Origin of the sequence: Pseudomonas sp. W5-36 (genome assembly GCF_046540455.1) — a bacterium.
In the GTDB taxonomy this organism is placed as follows: domain Bacteria; phylum Pseudomonadota; class Gammaproteobacteria; order Pseudomonadales; family Pseudomonadaceae; genus Aquipseudomonas; species Aquipseudomonas graminis_B.
Genome location: NZ_JAXCIQ010000025.1, coordinates 59,485 through 74,242 on the forward strand (window position 1 = coordinate 59,485; position 14,758 = coordinate 74,242).

A 14,758-nucleotide genomic window follows, 5' to 3' on the forward strand; every position below is an offset into this window, starting at 1 on the left:
CACTGGGGCTGGCTTTAGCCGGGATGGCATCATGCGGCACACCGCAAGACGTCAGCCTTTTATTGACGGTCTATGCCAGGACGCGTGCTATCAGATCAGTCGGAAGTTTCTGAAGTGCACCTGTCCGGCCTGCGCTTTCAACGTCTGCGGATCAGAGGCGGTATGGACCTGTACGGTCACCTTTGTCCCGGGCGTTGCTTTGCGGTCAATCTTGAGTACGACGGGCTTCCACTCTTCAGTGGCTCCGGAAATATCTCCGAACGATTCCGCACCTCCAGCCACATCCACCAACACCCCATAACTAAACACCACCAAGTCGCCAGGTTTTACGATTTCGCCGGCCCGCACTTCGAATGTCAGAGCTGTGGGTTTATAGCTTTCCCCCGTAATGGACTGGGACAGGCCGGCTGCCTTTGTTAACTGGATGTAGTGACCCGCGGGGTCTTTTTTGATAGTCCATGTCCCCTCCCCGGACGTACCGGTCCAAGGCGCCAGTTCACCGGTGCTGAAGTCGCCATTTATCAAAAGATTGTCCATCGTCATTCCCTTGCTGATCTGTGATTGGCAGCCTGTGCTCATCCAGCACCCTGACCGCGGCGGACGCCAGTGGCGCGAGCTCAGTGTGTGCTTGAGGAACGGGGCGGGCTACTGTCAGAAGTGACAGTCCAGTCACCCCTTCGAAAACGTGGACGATGGCGAGTCGTCAGATTCTGCGCCAGACACTCGCCAGCCAGGGTTGCTGATCCCTGGGCAATCCAGCAGGTCGATAGTAGTGCTCGACCTCGGTGAATCCGGCTTCGGTCAGCAGTCCGGTCCATGACGCCAGGTCATGAAACGCGCCATAGCGCTCGCCTTTCCAGCCTTCCTGATTGTCGCCCCGGGGATTGGAGCTGAACAGCACGCCGCCGGGCTTCAACGCGGCGTGCAATTCGCGCAGCACCCGAGGCAACTCCTGACGAGGGACGTGGAACAGCGAAGCGTTGGCGAAGATGCCGTCGAAACGTTCAGTCGGGAGGTTCAGCTCAAGGAAGTTCTGATGAAGCACGTCGCAGCCGCTGTCGACACGGGCCATGTCGGCGAAACGTTCGGAGCCGTCCAGGCCGGTGGCGATGTGGCCCATGGCGGTGAAGGTTTGCAGGTCACGGCCTGGCCCGCAGCCAAAATCGAGAATCTGAAACGGCGCCGGGCCAGTGATATTGCGCAGCAGCGCGTCGATGTTCTGGCTGACGTCATGATCGCGGGTCCCTTCGCGAAAGCCCTCGGCGACCTCGTTGTAATTGCCGAGGGTAGTGGCGGTGATCTGAGCGAGGTCTTCTGAGTCGAGTTTCATGGGGGGGTGTCTGGGCAAATAAGGCCGCCAATATACCCCGCTCGCGAATTGCAATCTCCTGGCGGGACTGCATGCCGTTAGTAGGACCGGCTTCAGCCGGGAAGAGGCCGGTGGCAGCGCCATCCATTTTGCAGTGTGACGCCCGACGCTTTCCCGGCTAAAGCCGGTTCTACTGAATGAACCCGTGCCAATAGTAGGACCGGCCAAATCCAGTCCCACTGAATAAACGCATGCTGTTAGTGGGACCGGCTTCAGCCGGGAAGAGGCCGATGGCAGCGCCATCCATTTTGCAGTGTGACGCCTGACGCTTTCCCGGCTAAAGCCCGTCCTGCAGGGAAAGCACCCTTCGATCAGCGCTTGTTCAGCCGCAACGCCAATCGATCCCCGCCCAACTGGATCACCGCCACCAATATCACCAGCAACATGATCACGGTGAGCATCACTTGGGTGTCAAACCGCTGATAACCATACCGATAAGCGATGTCGCCCAACCCACCGGCGCCAATCGCACCGGCCATGGCCGATGAGTTGATCATCGTCACGAGGGTGATGGTGAATCCCCCAACGATGCCCGGCAGCGCTTCGGGCAGCAGCACGTGCCAGACGATGTGCCAGCGGCGACAACCCATCGCTTGTGCGGCTTCGACCAGACCGTGGTCCACCTCGCGCAAGCTGACTTCCGCAATGCGCGCGAAGAACGGCGTCGACGCAATGGTCAGCGGCACCACCGCCGCCCACACGCCATAGGTCGTGCCGACGATCAGCCGCGTGAACGGGATCAGCGCGACCATCAGAATCAGGAACGGCACCGAACGGAAAATGTTCACAAACGCGCCCAGCACCCGGTTCACAGTGGGCGCTTCAAAGATCCCGCCCTTGCCGCTGGTCACCAGAATCACCGCCAGTGGAATGCCCAGCATCAACGCGATCAACGACGACACGCCGACCATCAGGAAGGTATCGATGACGCCCTGCCAGAGACGATCAAGCCACATAACCCAGTACCCCCGCCTGCTGCGCGTGTTTGCGGGCGCGATTGAGCAGTTCTTCCGCCGACAGTGGCGAATGACTTACCGCCAGCAGCAGGTGGCCCAGCGCACGCCCTTGAATGCGTTCGACGCCGCCATGCAGCAGGCTCACCCGCCCGCCAAAGGCGCTGAATAACGCCGACAGATCAGCCTCCTTGCCGTCGATGCCGGTGAACTGCAGATCCAGCACAACGCTGGCGTGATGCTCGGAAGGGTGCGGCTGCAAGCGCGCTTGAACATCCTCCGGCAGCGCCTGTTGCAGCGGCGCCAGCAGCGTCTTGCTGACCTCATGCTGCGGGTTGCCGAACACCTGCCAGACCGGGCCTTGCTCGACGACCTGACCTTTTTCCAGCACCACCACCCGGTCACAGATCTCCCGGATCACCGCCATCTCGTGGGTGATCAAAATGATCGTCAGCCCCAGGCGCCGGTTGATCTCACGCAGCAGGCCGAGAATCGATTGCGTGGTCTCCGGGTCGAGTGCCGAAGTCGCCTCGTCGCACAGCAGAATCGCCGGATCATGCACCAATGCCCGGGCAATGCCGACGCGCTGCTTCTGCCCACCCGACAACTGCGCCGGATAAGCCTTGTGCTTGCCCTCCAGCCCGACCAACGCCAGCAGCTCGGCGACTTTGCGCTGACGCTGTGCCTTGGGCACGCCCGCGACCTTGAGCGGCAGCTCGACGTTCTGCCACACAGTCTTGGCCGACATCAGATTGAAATGCTGAAAGATCATGCCGATGCGTCGGCGCAGCGCCACCAGCGTGTCTTCGTTGAAGTCGCCGATGTCCACCTGATCGATCAGCACGCGGCCGTTGCTGGGTTTCTCCAGACGATTGATGGTGCGGATCAGCGACGACTTGCCTGCGCCGCTGCGGCCGATGATGCCGAACACCTCACCGCGCTGGATATCCAGGTCGATGCCCTGAAGCGCCGGCACCGGCCCTTGCGGACCTTCATAGACCTTGCCCAGATTAATGAAACGCACATGGGCGTGTTGCTTCTGCGGAAGGAGTTCGGCTTGCTCGGCGGCATGGGGAGCCTCAGCACCTTCAAGCGTCAAAGCGCGTTGCGCGGATGCGGTCATGGTCAGTTCTTCCAGCCAACTTGATACAGCGAGCCATTGACCTTATCCAGCGAGGCGCGCACGACGGGCGAGTGCTGATAGATATCGATGAACTTGGCCAGACGCGGATCATCCTTGTGGTCCGGTTTGATGACGAACTGAATCACGTATTCCGGGTGGTCGAGGCCGTCGAACAGAATCGCCGAGCCGGCATCGAAGGTCTTCGACAAACGGATGTAGGCCGGGTAGCCCTGCACCAGATCGGCATCGTCATAAGCGCGCACCAGTTGCACGGCTTCGACCTGGATCAGCTTGATCTTCTTCGGATTGGCGGTGATGTCGTCTTCGGTGGCCTTGTAACCCACGCCCGGTTTCAGGGTAATCAGGCCGGCCTTGGCCAGCAGTTGCAGACCGCGTCCGCTATTGATCGGGTCGTTGGCGATCGCCACAGTCGCACCGGTTGGCAGCTCATCGAAGCTTTTGTACTGCTTCGAATACAGCCCGACGTTGTTGATGATGCCCGGCGCGTAGGGCTCCAGATCGAAGCCGGACGCTGCTTTTGCGTTCTCCAGAAACGGAATGTGCTGGAAGTAGTTAACGTCGATGTCACCGGCGTTGAGGCTGACGTTGGGCGCGATCCAGTCGGTGAATTCCACCAGCTCGACCTTCAGGCCTTGTTTCTCGGCTTCGGCGACGGCGGTTTCCAGCGGGATGGCGAACGCCGCCGTGGTGCCGACTTTGAGCGGTTGATCGGCGGCGTGGGTGATTCCGGTAAACAGGCCCAGGGACAGCGCGAGGGTGAGGAGGGTTTTGGTCATGGGTGGTAATCCGGGTCAGTGGTCTGGTTTGAATGCTTGGGTGTCTGTGAAGCCGTCTTCGTCCGGATGCGGCCCAGACCAAGCGCGCTCCTACACGTTGCGGCGCGTTCTGTAGCTCGCCCCTGCGTGGCGATCCGGCAGTCGCGCGTCGCCTTCAAATAACTTCTCGCGCAAGGTGCCGTGTTCGTACGCGGTCTTGTACGAACCCCGTCGTTGCAGCTCGGGGATCACCAGATCGATGAAATCCTCGTAGCTCTCCGGGGTGACGATGCGGGTGAGGTTGAAGCCGTCCAGACCGGTTTCGGCAATCCACGATTCCAGCTCGTCGGCGACCTGCTCTGGCGAGCCAATCAGCGTGAGGTAACGGCCGCCCAGGGCGTGCTGATCGAGCAACTTCTGGCGGGTCCAGTCGTTGTTCTTGAGGATCTTCGTCGCTGACTGAATGGCATTGCCTTTCACGTGCTGGATCGGCTCGTCGAGCGCGTAGTCGGCGAAGTCGATGCCGGTGGACGCGGCAAAATGGGCGAGCCCGGCCTCCGCGCTGGCGTAAGACCGGTACTCCGCATGCTTGGCCCGCGCCGCTTCTTCGGTGGCGCCGACGATCACGTTGAGGCCCATGAACACCTTGATGTCATCGGGATTGCGCCCGGCGGCCACGGCACTGGCTCGGACCTTGTCGACCTGTTCGCGGGTCGCGGGTTTGTTCTGCCCGCTGATAAACACGCACTCGGCGTTGCTGCCGGCAAACTGCAAACCGCGCTCGGAACTGCCCGCCTGAAACAACACCGGCGTGCGCTGCGGCGACGGCTCGCACAAGTGATAACCCTCCACCTGATAGAACTCGCCGCTGTGCCGCACGGGGTGGACCTTTGCAGGCTGGGCATAAATGCGCGCCTGACGGTCCTCGATCACCGCGTCGTCCTCCCAACTGCCTTCCCACAGCTTGTACAAAACCTCCAGGTACTCATCGGCCTGGTCGTAGCGGCGGTCGTGTTCGATCTGCTCGGTCAGGCCCATCGCGCGTGCGGCGCTGTCCAGATACCCGGTGACGATGTTCCAGCCCACGCGTCCGCGGGTCAGGTGATCCAGCGTCGACATGCGCCGGGCGAACAGATACGGCGCCTCGTAGGTGAGGTTGGCGGTCAGGCCGAAGCCGAGGTTTTTCGTGACCGCGGCCATGGCCGATACCAGCAGCAACGGATCATTCACCGGCAACTGGATCGACTCCTTCAGCGTCACGTCCACCGACTTCTGATAGACGTCGTAGACCCCGACGATGTCCGCGATGAACAAACCGTCAAACAGCCCGCGCTCCAGCAACTGCGCCAGATCTGTCCAGTATTCCAGGGTCTTGTACTGGGTGGACGTGTCCCGCGGGTGTGTCCAGAAGCCGTGATTGATGTGGCCAATGCAGTTCATGTTGAACGCGTTGAGGAGGATCTTTTTCTTGCTCATCAGATCGTCCCCCGGCGTGGCGGCTTGACGTCATTGAGGTAGTAATTGCCGATGGCGTGATACTTCCAGCGCACCGGGTCGTGCAGCGTGTGAACCCGCGCGTTGCGCCAGTGCCGGTCAAGGCCGTGCTCCGCCAGCGTGGCCTGGGAACCGGCGAGTTCGAACAACGTGCTGCCGGCATCCAGTGAGATTTCGGTGCTGATCGCCCGCGCTTCCGCCACCGCAATCGATGCCTGGGCCAGCGTTTCGGGCGTGGTCTCGGCCTGTGCGCGATCAAGGTATTCCCCTGAACGTTCAAGCAGGGCTTCGGCGGCGTGCAGACGAATGCCGAGCCTGCCGAAGCTGTGCAGCGTCAGCGGATCATCGACGGCTTTCTCTATGCCGGAGTCGATCCATGGCCGGGTGCGGGTGCGCACGAAATGCAGCGCGTCTTCAAAGGCCGCGCGGGCGATGCCGGTGTCGATGGCGGCATGGAGAATCTGCGCCAGCGGGCCGACGGTGGTCGGGCGCTCAAACGCCGTCTGAAAAGGCACCACGTCATCGGCTTCGACATACACGTTATCGAACACGACCGAGCCGCTGCCCGTTGTGCGCTGCCCGAACCCGCTCCAGTCGTCGATCACGCTCAGCCCCGCCACATTCGCCGGCACGAATGCCAGCTGCTGCACGCCGTGGTCATCGACCACCGAGGTCGGTATGCGCTGGGCGTAAAGAGCGCCGGTGGCGTAGAACTTACGGCCGTTGATGCGCCAGCCGTTGCCGTCGCGGCTCAGGCGGGTGGTGCGGTCGTGGGCGGTTTTGGTGCCCAGTTCGGCCAGCGCGTTGCCGAAGCGCTGACCGGCAAGGACCTCTGCATACAGCCGCGCCTGCTGCGCCGGGCTGCCATTCACCCGCAGCACTTCCAGAGCGTAGAAGTGGTTCTGTGGAATTTGCCCCAGGGAGGCGTCGGCGGCAGAGATGATCCGAATGACGTCGGCCAGGGTGACATTGGAGACGCCTGCGCCGCCGAAGGCCTTCGGCACGCTGATGCCCCACAGTCCGGAGCGGGAAAACGCTTCCAGTTCCTGATGGGGCAGACGCCGTTCGCGATCACGCGTGGCGCTCTGTTGTTTGAAATCTTCCGCCAGCGTGCGGGCGATGCGCAGTGCCTCGGCGTCGTCACGAATGATCGCGGTCACGGCGGTCACGGCGGTCGCCTGCGTGTCACGCGGCAAGGTTTGAAGGCTCATAAGTGTGCTTCCAGTGGTCTGGTTATATCCAGGAATGACGGGCAGGCAGGGTGCCGTTCAGGTGCCAGGCGCCGACGGCGTGCACCTTCCAGCGCACCGGGTCATGGAGGGTATGAACCCGCGCGTTGCGCCAGTGCCGATCCAGATTGAATTCAGCCAGCGTCGCGCGACTGCCCGACAGCTCGAACAGTTTTTCACTGGCGAGCAGGGCGATCTGAGTGGTCAGCACCTTGGCTTCGGCGACCACGATGGACGCCCGCGCCGCTGAGTGTTCGTCGATGGGGGCGGCGGCAATGTCATCGAGCACGCGACCGGCCTTGCGCAACAGCGCCTCGGCGGCGTGCAGTTCGAGCTTTAGCTTGCCGATGTCGGCGATCACATAGGGATCGTCACTGGCGCGCTCCACATTGGCGTCGATCCATGGCCGTGAACGCTCGCGCACAAAACGGATGCTTTCGTCGATGGCTTCCCGGGCAATGCCCGCATCGATGGCCGCCTGAATCAGCTGCGAAACCGCGCCCTGGATGTTCGGTGTCAGCCCCAGCTTCCAGTTATCAACAACCAGCTCGCCACTCACGCGCACGTTTTCCAGCAGCACGCTGCCGCTGGCGGTGGTGCGCTGACCGAAGCCGGACCAATCATCGATGATGTGCAGCCCCGGCGTTCCGCGTGGCACGAACACCAGCACCTGTTTGCCGTCGTCATTGATGGCCTTGACCGCCACCCAGTGGGCGAACAGCGCGCCCGTCGAGTAGAACTTGCGGCCGTTGAGCCAATAATGATCACCGTCCGCAGTCAGTCGGGTTCGCACGTCGAGGGTGTTTTTGGTTCCTCGCTCGGGGCCGCCGTTGCCGATGCGTGCGCCGCCCAGGATGCTGGCGAAAAGGGTTTCCTTCTGAGCCTCTGAGGCGCTGCCCGTCAGCGAGTAGAGGATGCCGAAGTGGTTCTGTGGAATCTGGCCCACGGCAGGGTCAGCTGCCGAGAGGATGGCGAAAACCTCGGCCACTGTGACGAACGACACTTGGGGCCCGCCGTACGCGCGCGGCACCGAGATGCTACCCAGACCGCTGCGGGTAAACAGTTCGATTTCCGACCAGGGCAGTTGCCGCTCGCGGTCTCGCGTAGCGGCATTGGGGCGCACGATCGCGGCCAGTTCATGGGCCGCGGCAATGGCGTCGGCGTCGTTACGCAATACGTTGGCAGGAAGCAGGGGAGGAGCCACGTCCAGGGTGTGCTGGACAGAAAGGGCGTTCAGATCAGTCATGGTGGTGACCTTCTCGAGCGCGAGCACTGGGGTCGTTGTGCTTGACCATTCGAACCTCGAATCAATACCGCAATGGCGGCGGGAAAATTGACGATGGTCCGGTGGTCCGGTGCATATACCCTAAGCGTGTATAAACATTAAATAAACTCACATTTAGGCATAAGCATAGAAGGCGAAATGGCGGCGGCCGTCCCCAACGCCGTGGCTTGGGTGTAGGTCAGGCATGAGCCGAAAGCCAGCGCCAGAATCATGTACTTGACGATATGTCTGCAGGGCATGGCGAACACCTCGTGAAGGGTTTCACCGCAGGCTAGCAGTCAGTCTTCGCTGGACGAGGGAGGAATTTGTAGGACGCTGATGCAGATGATGTGGGAGCTTTCTTCTCCTCTGCGGATCTGTGGAGTTGTTCACATTGCACGACGCCATGTGGCGGGCATGTGGCGGGCAGCACACGTGTCGCAGCGCGCAGAAGGTGCGCCGCGACAGCGTTCTGGGCAGGGTCGATATCAAACTTCGGCCCCATAGATCACGTCGGTCGATACCTTGATCAGCCGTGCCGGCGCCCAGCGCGAGTTGTTGCCGACCCGGTCAATCACGCAGTAGCTCACCTCCAGATGGGGATCATCGCCGGTCTCGCGCACCAGCTCTGCCGGTATTTCAACAACGATAGGCCGGCCGACGTCATCCTGAGTGAGGGGTGGCAAGTCCAGACGCAGGTCGCCCCAGCGCAGGGTGATCTCGTCGTAGGCATCCATGTTGGGATAGGCGTCGAGGGTGAGCTGCACGCCCTCATCGAAATGGCGCGCCGTCAAACCGTCGTGCATGACCGACTCGGCGAAGGTCACTGGTGCCAGCCCCTGATTCTCATCGCCCTCGCCGCTGACCAATTGACCGCCGGGAGTCTCCAGTTTGACCCACAGTTTGGCGCCAGGAGACTTAATGGGTTCGCTGCCAATTTTGGTAACGCGATAGTAGGTTTTAACTTTTCCGCTTCGAAGAAAACTTTCGGGTACATGTAGGACGGATGTATGCCCGATGTCGGACTCCGATAAAAGTTTTGACGCGGCATAACAACCTCCCCAAAACAATTCGATCAAGTCACCACAGTCCATTTCTGGCCAGGGGTCAATGTGTACCTGCAGATCGGCCGCCGCAAGGGCGCCAATCCCGTGCTTGTTCGACTGTGGGAGATACGGGGCCATCAACTTGAAAGACTGAGTCATTACAGGGGTATGGATCATCTTTTAATACTCTTCGAATGTGTGCCTGGGTCAAGGCAAGTCAGGTAGTTAATTCATCGCAACTGCAACGTGGAAACGACTGGCACTAGTACACGCCGGGATGCGCAGGCATGGCAAACATTACAAACGGTGGCAATTGGTGAGTTGCCGTTTGGGAAAGAAAATAAACACGGAGCGATTTCAGCTAATTGTGTTGCGGTGTTTGTGTCAACGGCATTTAAGTTTTTAAAGTCTGTGAGAGACAAATGCAGAAGTTTCCTACACTCGGGCGTTGCTTATGGGAGGGAGTTACGACTCCGGTCCTACCTGAGCGGCCGGGCGTGCCGCCTTTGACAGCCAGCGAGTGGATGAAAAGTGTCAGCGGCAGTTATTTGTGGGCGGAGAAATGGTCAATCAACGTTGCGGGGAAGCGGAGAGAGTGAGGGCTGTACATATAGAAAAAATAGATAGATGTGCGGCGGTTAGCCGGCGTCGAAACAGTAAGACTTTTAGTGGATCAACGCTTTTCTAAATATGAACGACAAAGAAAACGGCGCCTGTTGGCGCCGTTTTGAACACATATCGTGTCGGACTAGTTCCTGCTGCGCTCAAGAAACTGCCTTGTGCGTTCTTCTTTGGGATTGGCAAACAGCGCTTTCGCCTCACCCTGTTCAACGATGACGCCCTTGTCGATGAAAATCACCCGGTTGGCGACGTCCCGCGCGAAGCTCATTTCGTGGGTCACGATCACCATCGTGCGTTTCTCCAGCGCCAGGGCGTGAATCGTATTCAGCACCTCGCCCACCAGCTCGGGATCGAGCGCAGACGTCGGTTCATCGAACAGAATGACTTCAGGCTCCATGGCCAGCGCACGGGCAATCGCCACCCGCTGTTGTTGGCCGCCAGACAGCCGACGCGGATAAGCGTCCTCTTTCCCCGCGAGGCCGACTTTCGCCAGCAGCGCGCGGCCCAGCTCGATGGCCTGCTCGCGCGGCATCTTCTTGACCACGGTCGGGCCTTCGATGACGTTTTCCAGCGCGGTGCGATGGGGGAACAGATTGAAGTTCTGGAAGACGAACCCGACATGCTGGCGCAGTTGCCGGATCAGTCCCTGTTGCTGGCTCAGCGGACGGCTCAAATCGACTTTGATGTCGCCCACGACAATGCTGCCGCTCGTGGGCACTTCCAGCAGGTTCAGGCAGCGCAACAAAGTGGTTTTGCCCGACCCGCTTGGGCCGATGATCGCCACCACCTCGCCAGGCTCGACCTTCAGGTCGATGCCCTTGAGCACTTCGTTGCCCTTGAATTGCTTGGTCAGTTTTTCAACCGTGATCATGCCTCAGGACTCCACGTCGTGGCGGTTGGCCCGTGCTTCCAGGCGATTTTGGAAATGCGCCAGGATGCTGCACAGCACCCAGTAGATCACCGCAACGGTGAAATACATGGTGAAAATTTCCAGCGTCCGCGAAGAGATCAGCTGCGCCTGGCGGAACACTTCCGGCACCTGAATGGTGGCGGCCATCGCCGTGTCCTTCACCAGCGAAATAAAGCTGTTACCCAGTGGCGGCAACGCGGTGCGTGCAGCTTGCGGCAAGATGGCGCGGCGCATCGTCTGCGCGCGCGTCATGCCGATGCTCGCAGCGGCTTCCCATTGCCCTCGGTCCACCGAACTGATCGCGGCCCGAAGGATTTCGCAGGCATATGCGGCCATGTTCAGCGAAAGACCGATCAGCGCTGCGGTGATCGCATCCAGTTCAATCCCCAGGTCCGGCAAGCCGTAATAGATCATGAACAGCTGGACGAGAAGCGGCGTCCCACGGAAAAACGACACGTAAACCCTGGCAACGGCACTGATGACCCAGATCTTCGACAAACGCATCAGTGCCAGGCCGAAGCCCAGCACCAATCCGAAAAACATCGACCCCAGGCTCAAGCCCACCGTGTAATACGCGCCCTTGAGCAAAAAGGGCGCGGAGTCCAGCGCGAGCTGAAGGCTCTCTGGAATCATTTGGTCACGTCAGCCTTGAAGTACTTGTCCGACAGCTTGGCGAGGGTGCCGTCGGCGCGCAGCTTGTCGATGGCCTTGTTGATCGCGTCCAGCAATTCAGGCTCGCCCTTGCGCAGTGCGACACCGGACTCCTGACGGGAGAACGCTTCGCCGGAGACCGCCAGTTTGTCCTTGGTCTTGGCGACCAGTTCCAGTGCAGCGAGGCGATCGACGAGGATGGCGTCGATACGGCCGACACGCAGGTCCTGATACTTGGTCGGATCATCGTCGTAGGTTTTGACGATGGCATCAGGCACGTTGGCTTTGAGCCATTCTTCGTAGTTGGTGCCCAGACCGACGCCGACTTTCTTGCCTTTCAGGTCGGCAGCCGTTTTGATCACGCCGACGTCTTTGGTCTGCACCAACGCTTGAATGCCCGATACGGTGTACGGTTCGGAGAAGTCGTACTTTTTCTTGCGCTCGTCGGAGATGGTCACCTGGTTGATTACCACATCCAGACGCTTGGATTCCAGCGCGGCCAGAATGCCAGCCCACGGCGTGGCTTGCAGCTTGACCTTGACGCCCAGTTCCTTGGCGAGTGCTTCAGAGAACTCGACTTCAAAACCGGTCAGTTTGCCGTCTTCACCCACGAAGCTGAACGGGGGATAAGTGCCTTCCAGGCCGACATTGAGGGTTTCATTCTTTTTGATCGTTGCCAGTTGTTCGCCAGCCATGGCCTGGCTGACCAGACCGGTGCCCAGCACCAGGCTGAAGGCCGACAACAGAAAGGTGCGGCGGATTGCAGACATGTTCATGAAAGTCCCCTGTTTTAATTGGAATGTCAGGCAAGTATCAGACCCGACGAAGCTACGTTGGGATCACGCGTTTATCCAGCTTTTTCAGTCGCCTGCGAGGCCCTGCGCGCCGGCTGGCGGCGATCATAAGACCCGAACCAAGACCTGAAAAATAATAAAAATCGGACTGCTTATCAGTTTTTGGAATATTAAGCCCGTGCAACCCTGCGAGCAGGAGTGTGAAGGTGGCTCTATGCCGCCGAAAAGACGCCCTGGTACGCAAACAAGGCAGGCGCCCCGCCGGTGTGCAGGAACACGATCGGCCCGTCTTCGAAACGCTGCCGGCCAATGCCGTCGAGCAGTCCGGCCATGGCTTTGCCGGTATAGACCGGGTCCAGCAGCAGCCCTTCATGACTGGCCACCAGCCGGATCGCCGCCAGCGTCCCGGCATTCGGCTCGCCGTACCGTGGGCCGAAGTATTCGTCCCACAGCTGCACCTTGAACGCGGCGGGCAATGATTCGCCCAGCAGTTCGACGGTTTGCTCGGCCAGACGCTGAACCTTGGGCGCCTGGGTTTCTTCCGGGCGCGACACGGTCACGCCAATCACCGGGAGCTCGGGCAGTTCTTCAGCCAGCGCAAGTGCCAGGCCGCTGTGGGTACCGGCACTGCCCGACGCGAGGACGACGGCTGCAAATGAGAGGCCGCTTTGCTTGATCTGCTCGGCCAGTTCAAAACCGGCCTGCACATAACCCAGCGCGCCGAGGGCGTTCGAACCGCCGATCGGCACCAGGTACGGCTTCTTGCCGCTGAGACGCAGTCGGCTCGCAAGTGCCTGCAACTGGTCGTCTGCATTGTCGAGGTTTTCGACCAATTCGACTTTGGTATCGAACAAATCCAGCAACAGGCGATTGCCGTTGCCCAGGTAATTGCTGTCGTCAGTCGCGATCGGGTTTTCCAGCAGGGCGACACAACCCAGGCCAAGACGGGCGGCGAGGGCGGCGGTTTGGCGAACATGATTGGACTGAATGGCGCCCGCAGTGATCAGCGTGTCGCACCCTTGAGCCAAGGCGTCGGCCGCGAGGTATTCCAGCTTGCGCAGCTTGTTGCCGCCCATGGCCAACGGGGTGATGTCGTCGCGTTTCACGTAAATGTCGCGGCCGGCCCAGGTCGAAAGGCGTTCCAGCTTTTCAAAGGGCGTCGGGCCGCCGAGCAATTCCAGACGGTTAAAACGGGCGAGCTGTTGTTTGATCATGGTGGCGTCGACAGGTCTGCAATTGAGTCGCAGGACTATAGGCAGACGTTTCCCGCAGGGCAACCGCCCGCCGTCCTTCATCCCCTGAGCAGAAGCCCCACAAAAATAGTTATTTTTTTGCCGCGAAGGGATGTCGTAGAGTGATTCCACTTCGGCCGTTACAGCCTGACTCGCCGTTGAATTGAGGAGAAATCTGCGTGAGCACTATTCCCGACCTGTCCCCGGAATCCTGCGCCGAGGGCGTGACCGGCCACTGGCAATTGCAGCGGATTGTGGGCGAATTGCGCGCCGCGCGTGATGACTGGCGTACCAGCAACGGCCGAATCAGCGGCGAGAAGGGCGGCCGCGAGCTGCCTTCGCGGGAGGCCATGCGCGACATTCTCGATGCCTTGTGCGGCGCGCTGTTTCCGATGCGGCTGGGGCCGGTGGACCTGCGCGAAGAGAGCGAGGACTTCTACGTCGGCTACACCCTCGACGTGGCGCTGAATTCGTTGCTCGACCAGGCGCGGCTCGAACTGCGCTACGCCGCCCGCCAGAAAGGCCAGGATGCCAGCTGCGCGGACGTGCATGCGGAACGGCTGATTCAGGATTTCGCCAGCGCGCTGCCGACCATTCGCCGCATCCTCGACACCGACGTGCTGGCGGCGTATCACGGTGACCCCGCCGCGCGCAGTGTGGATGAGGTGTTGCTGTGCTACCCGGGCATTCTGGCGGTGATCCACCATCGTCTGGCCCATCACCTGTATCACAACGGTTTGCCCCTGCTGGCACGCATCAGCGCCGAACTGGCCCATTCCGCGACCGGCATCGATATTCATCCCGGCGCGCAGATCGGCCCGAGCTTCTTCATCGATCACGGGACAGGCGTGGTGATTGGCGAGACTGCCATCATCGGTGAGCGCGTGCGCATTTATCAGGCGGTCACGCTTGGCGCCAAACGCTTCCCTTCCGATGAGGATGGTCAGTTGCTGAAGGGCCATGCGCGCCACCCGATCGTCGAAGATGATGTGGTGATTTATGCGGGCGCCACGATTCTGGGGCGCATCACCATCGGCAAGGGCTCGACCATCGGCGGCAACGTCTGGCTGACGCGCGGCGTCCCGGCGGGCAGCAACGTCAATCAGGCGAGCCTGCAGCACGAGGATGGCTGTCCGAAGTAGCCCGTCATGTCGCAAATTTCGGGGTGCGCACGCTGGCCTCTTCCCGGCTGAAGCCGGTCCTGCTGATCCACCGCGCACGCTTCGTAATTGGATGGACTCGCCCAAGCCGAGGCGTCAGTAGCGCCACGGTGGCATTCTTAAGAAGCCAACGACA

The 14,758-nt window shown here is 60.6% G+C and carries 14 protein-coding genes; 1 reads left to right on the forward strand and 13 read right to left on the reverse strand.

Annotated elements, in window-relative coordinates; translation table 11 throughout:
* Nucleotides 1-90: 90 nt before the first annotated feature.
* The 13 genes from SLW74_RS25525 to SLW74_RS25585 form a co-directional block, all read right to left on the reverse strand.
* Nucleotides 91-537, reverse strand: a complete 447-nt coding sequence (locus tag SLW74_RS25525) for a hypothetical protein (protein WP_065991007.1) — start codon at nucleotides 535-537, stop codon at nucleotides 91-93.
* Between the two features lie 166 nt (nucleotides 538-703).
* Nucleotides 704-1,330 (reverse strand): class I SAM-dependent methyltransferase, encoded by a 627-nt coding sequence (locus SLW74_RS25530; protein ID WP_065991009.1) that lies wholly within the window; start codon nucleotides 1,328-1,330, stop codon nucleotides 704-706.
* Nucleotides 1,331-1,680: 350 nt separating this feature from the next.
* Nucleotides 1,681-2,325, reverse strand: a complete 645-nt coding sequence (locus tag SLW74_RS25535; RefSeq protein ID WP_410930498.1) for a methionine ABC transporter permease — start codon at nucleotides 2,323-2,325, stop codon at nucleotides 1,681-1,683.
* Complete coding sequence (locus SLW74_RS25540) at nucleotides 2,315-3,445, reverse strand: methionine ABC transporter ATP-binding protein (protein ID WP_410930499.1); 1,131 nt, start codon at nucleotides 3,443-3,445, stop codon at nucleotides 2,315-2,317. Before SLW74_RS25540 ends, SLW74_RS25535 begins: the two co-directional genes overlap by 11 nt.
* A 2-nt stretch (nucleotides 3,446-3,447) precedes the next feature.
* On the reverse strand, nucleotides 3,448-4,242 hold the full coding sequence (locus tag SLW74_RS25545) for a MetQ/NlpA family ABC transporter substrate-binding protein (RefSeq protein WP_410930500.1): 795 nt from the start codon (nucleotides 4,240-4,242) through the stop codon (nucleotides 3,448-3,450).
* A 90-nt stretch (nucleotides 4,243-4,332) separates the two neighbouring features.
* On the reverse strand, nucleotides 4,333-5,697 hold the full coding sequence (locus tag SLW74_RS25550; RefSeq protein WP_410930501.1) for an LLM class flavin-dependent oxidoreductase: 1,365 nt from the start codon (nucleotides 5,695-5,697) through the stop codon (nucleotides 4,333-4,335).
* Nucleotides 5,697-6,926 carry an SfnB family sulfur acquisition oxidoreductase gene (locus tag SLW74_RS25555; protein ID WP_410930502.1) on the reverse strand — a complete coding sequence of 410 codons (1,230 nt, stop codon included), beginning with the start codon at nucleotides 6,924-6,926 and terminating at the stop codon, nucleotides 5,697-5,699. Before SLW74_RS25555 ends, SLW74_RS25550 begins: the two co-directional genes overlap by 1 nt.
* A 22-nt stretch (nucleotides 6,927-6,948) precedes the next feature.
* On the reverse strand, nucleotides 6,949-8,190 hold the full coding sequence (locus tag SLW74_RS25560; protein WP_410930503.1) for an SfnB family sulfur acquisition oxidoreductase: 1,242 nt from the start codon (nucleotides 8,188-8,190) through the stop codon (nucleotides 6,949-6,951).
* Between the two features lie 506 nt (nucleotides 8,191-8,696).
* Nucleotides 8,697-9,431 (reverse strand): hypothetical protein, encoded by a 735-nt coding sequence (locus SLW74_RS25565; protein WP_410930504.1) that lies wholly within the window; start codon nucleotides 9,429-9,431, stop codon nucleotides 8,697-8,699.
* A 571-nt stretch (nucleotides 9,432-10,002) separates the two neighbouring features.
* A complete protein-coding gene (tcyN, locus tag SLW74_RS25570) occupies nucleotides 10,003-10,746 on the reverse strand; it encodes an L-cystine ABC transporter ATP-binding protein TcyN (RefSeq protein WP_065991020.1) in 744 nt (247 codons plus the stop codon).
* Between the two features lie 3 nt (nucleotides 10,747-10,749).
* On the reverse strand, nucleotides 10,750-11,418 hold the full coding sequence (gene tcyL / locus SLW74_RS25575; RefSeq protein ID WP_065991026.1) for a cystine ABC transporter permease: 669 nt from the start codon (nucleotides 11,416-11,418) through the stop codon (nucleotides 10,750-10,752).
* Nucleotides 11,415-12,212, reverse strand: coding sequence for a cystine ABC transporter substrate-binding protein (tcyJ, locus tag SLW74_RS25580; protein ID WP_410930505.1), 798 nt, complete (start codon nucleotides 12,210-12,212; stop codon nucleotides 11,415-11,417). Before tcyJ ends, tcyL begins: the two co-directional genes overlap by 4 nt.
* Nucleotides 12,213-12,442: 230 nt before the next feature.
* A complete protein-coding gene (locus SLW74_RS25585) occupies nucleotides 12,443-13,444 on the reverse strand; it encodes a D-cysteine desulfhydrase (protein WP_410930506.1) in 1,002 nt (333 codons plus the stop codon).
* 215 nt (nucleotides 13,445-13,659) lie between these two features.
* Here SLW74_RS25585 and epsC point away from each other — a divergent pair, with 215 nt between their 5' ends.
* On the forward strand, nucleotides 13,660-14,604 hold the full coding sequence (epsC, locus tag SLW74_RS25590; protein ID WP_197986109.1) for a serine O-acetyltransferase EpsC: 945 nt from the start codon (nucleotides 13,660-13,662) through the stop codon (nucleotides 14,602-14,604).
* The last annotated feature ends 154 nt before the right edge of the window (nucleotides 14,605-14,758 follow it).

Coding starts and splice junctions, on each gene's coding strand:
- SLW74_RS25525 (WP_065991007.1), bottom strand. CDS start 537: ATGGACAATCTTTTGATAAATGGCGACTTCAGCACCGGTGAACTGGCG.
- SLW74_RS25530 (WP_065991009.1), bottom strand. CDS start 1,330: ATGAAACTCGACTCAGAAGACCTCGCTCAGATCACCGCCACTACCCTC.
- SLW74_RS25535 (WP_410930498.1), bottom strand. CDS start 2,325: ATGTGGCTTGATCGTCTCTGGCAGGGCGTCATCGATACCTTCCTGATG.
- SLW74_RS25540 (WP_410930499.1), bottom strand. CDS start 3,445: ATGACCGCATCCGCGCAACGCGCTTTGACGCTTGAAGGTGCTGAGGCT.
- SLW74_RS25545 (WP_410930500.1), bottom strand. CDS start 4,242: ATGACCAAAACCCTCCTCACCCTCGCGCTGTCCCTGGGCCTGTTTACC.
- SLW74_RS25550 (WP_410930501.1), bottom strand. CDS start 5,697: ATGAGCAAGAAAAAGATCCTCCTCAACGCGTTCAACATGAACTGCATT.
- SLW74_RS25555 (WP_410930502.1), bottom strand. CDS start 6,926: ATGAGCCTTCAAACCTTGCCGCGTGACACGCAGGCGACCGCCGTGACC.
- SLW74_RS25560 (WP_410930503.1), bottom strand. CDS start 8,190: ATGACTGATCTGAACGCCCTTTCTGTCCAGCACACCCTGGACGTGGCT.
- SLW74_RS25565 (WP_410930504.1), bottom strand. CDS start 9,431: ATGATCCATACCCCTGTAATGACTCAGTCTTTCAAGTTGATGGCCCCG.
- tcyN (WP_065991020.1), bottom strand. CDS start 10,746: ATGATCACGGTTGAAAAACTGACCAAGCAATTCAAGGGCAACGAAGTG.
- tcyL (WP_065991026.1), bottom strand. CDS start 11,418: ATGATTCCAGAGAGCCTTCAGCTCGCGCTGGACTCCGCGCCCTTTTTG.
- tcyJ (WP_410930505.1), bottom strand. CDS start 12,212: ATGAACATGTCTGCAATCCGCCGCACCTTTCTGTTGTCGGCCTTCAGC.
- SLW74_RS25585 (WP_410930506.1), bottom strand. CDS start 13,444: ATGATCAAACAACAGCTCGCCCGTTTTAACCGTCTGGAATTGCTCGGC.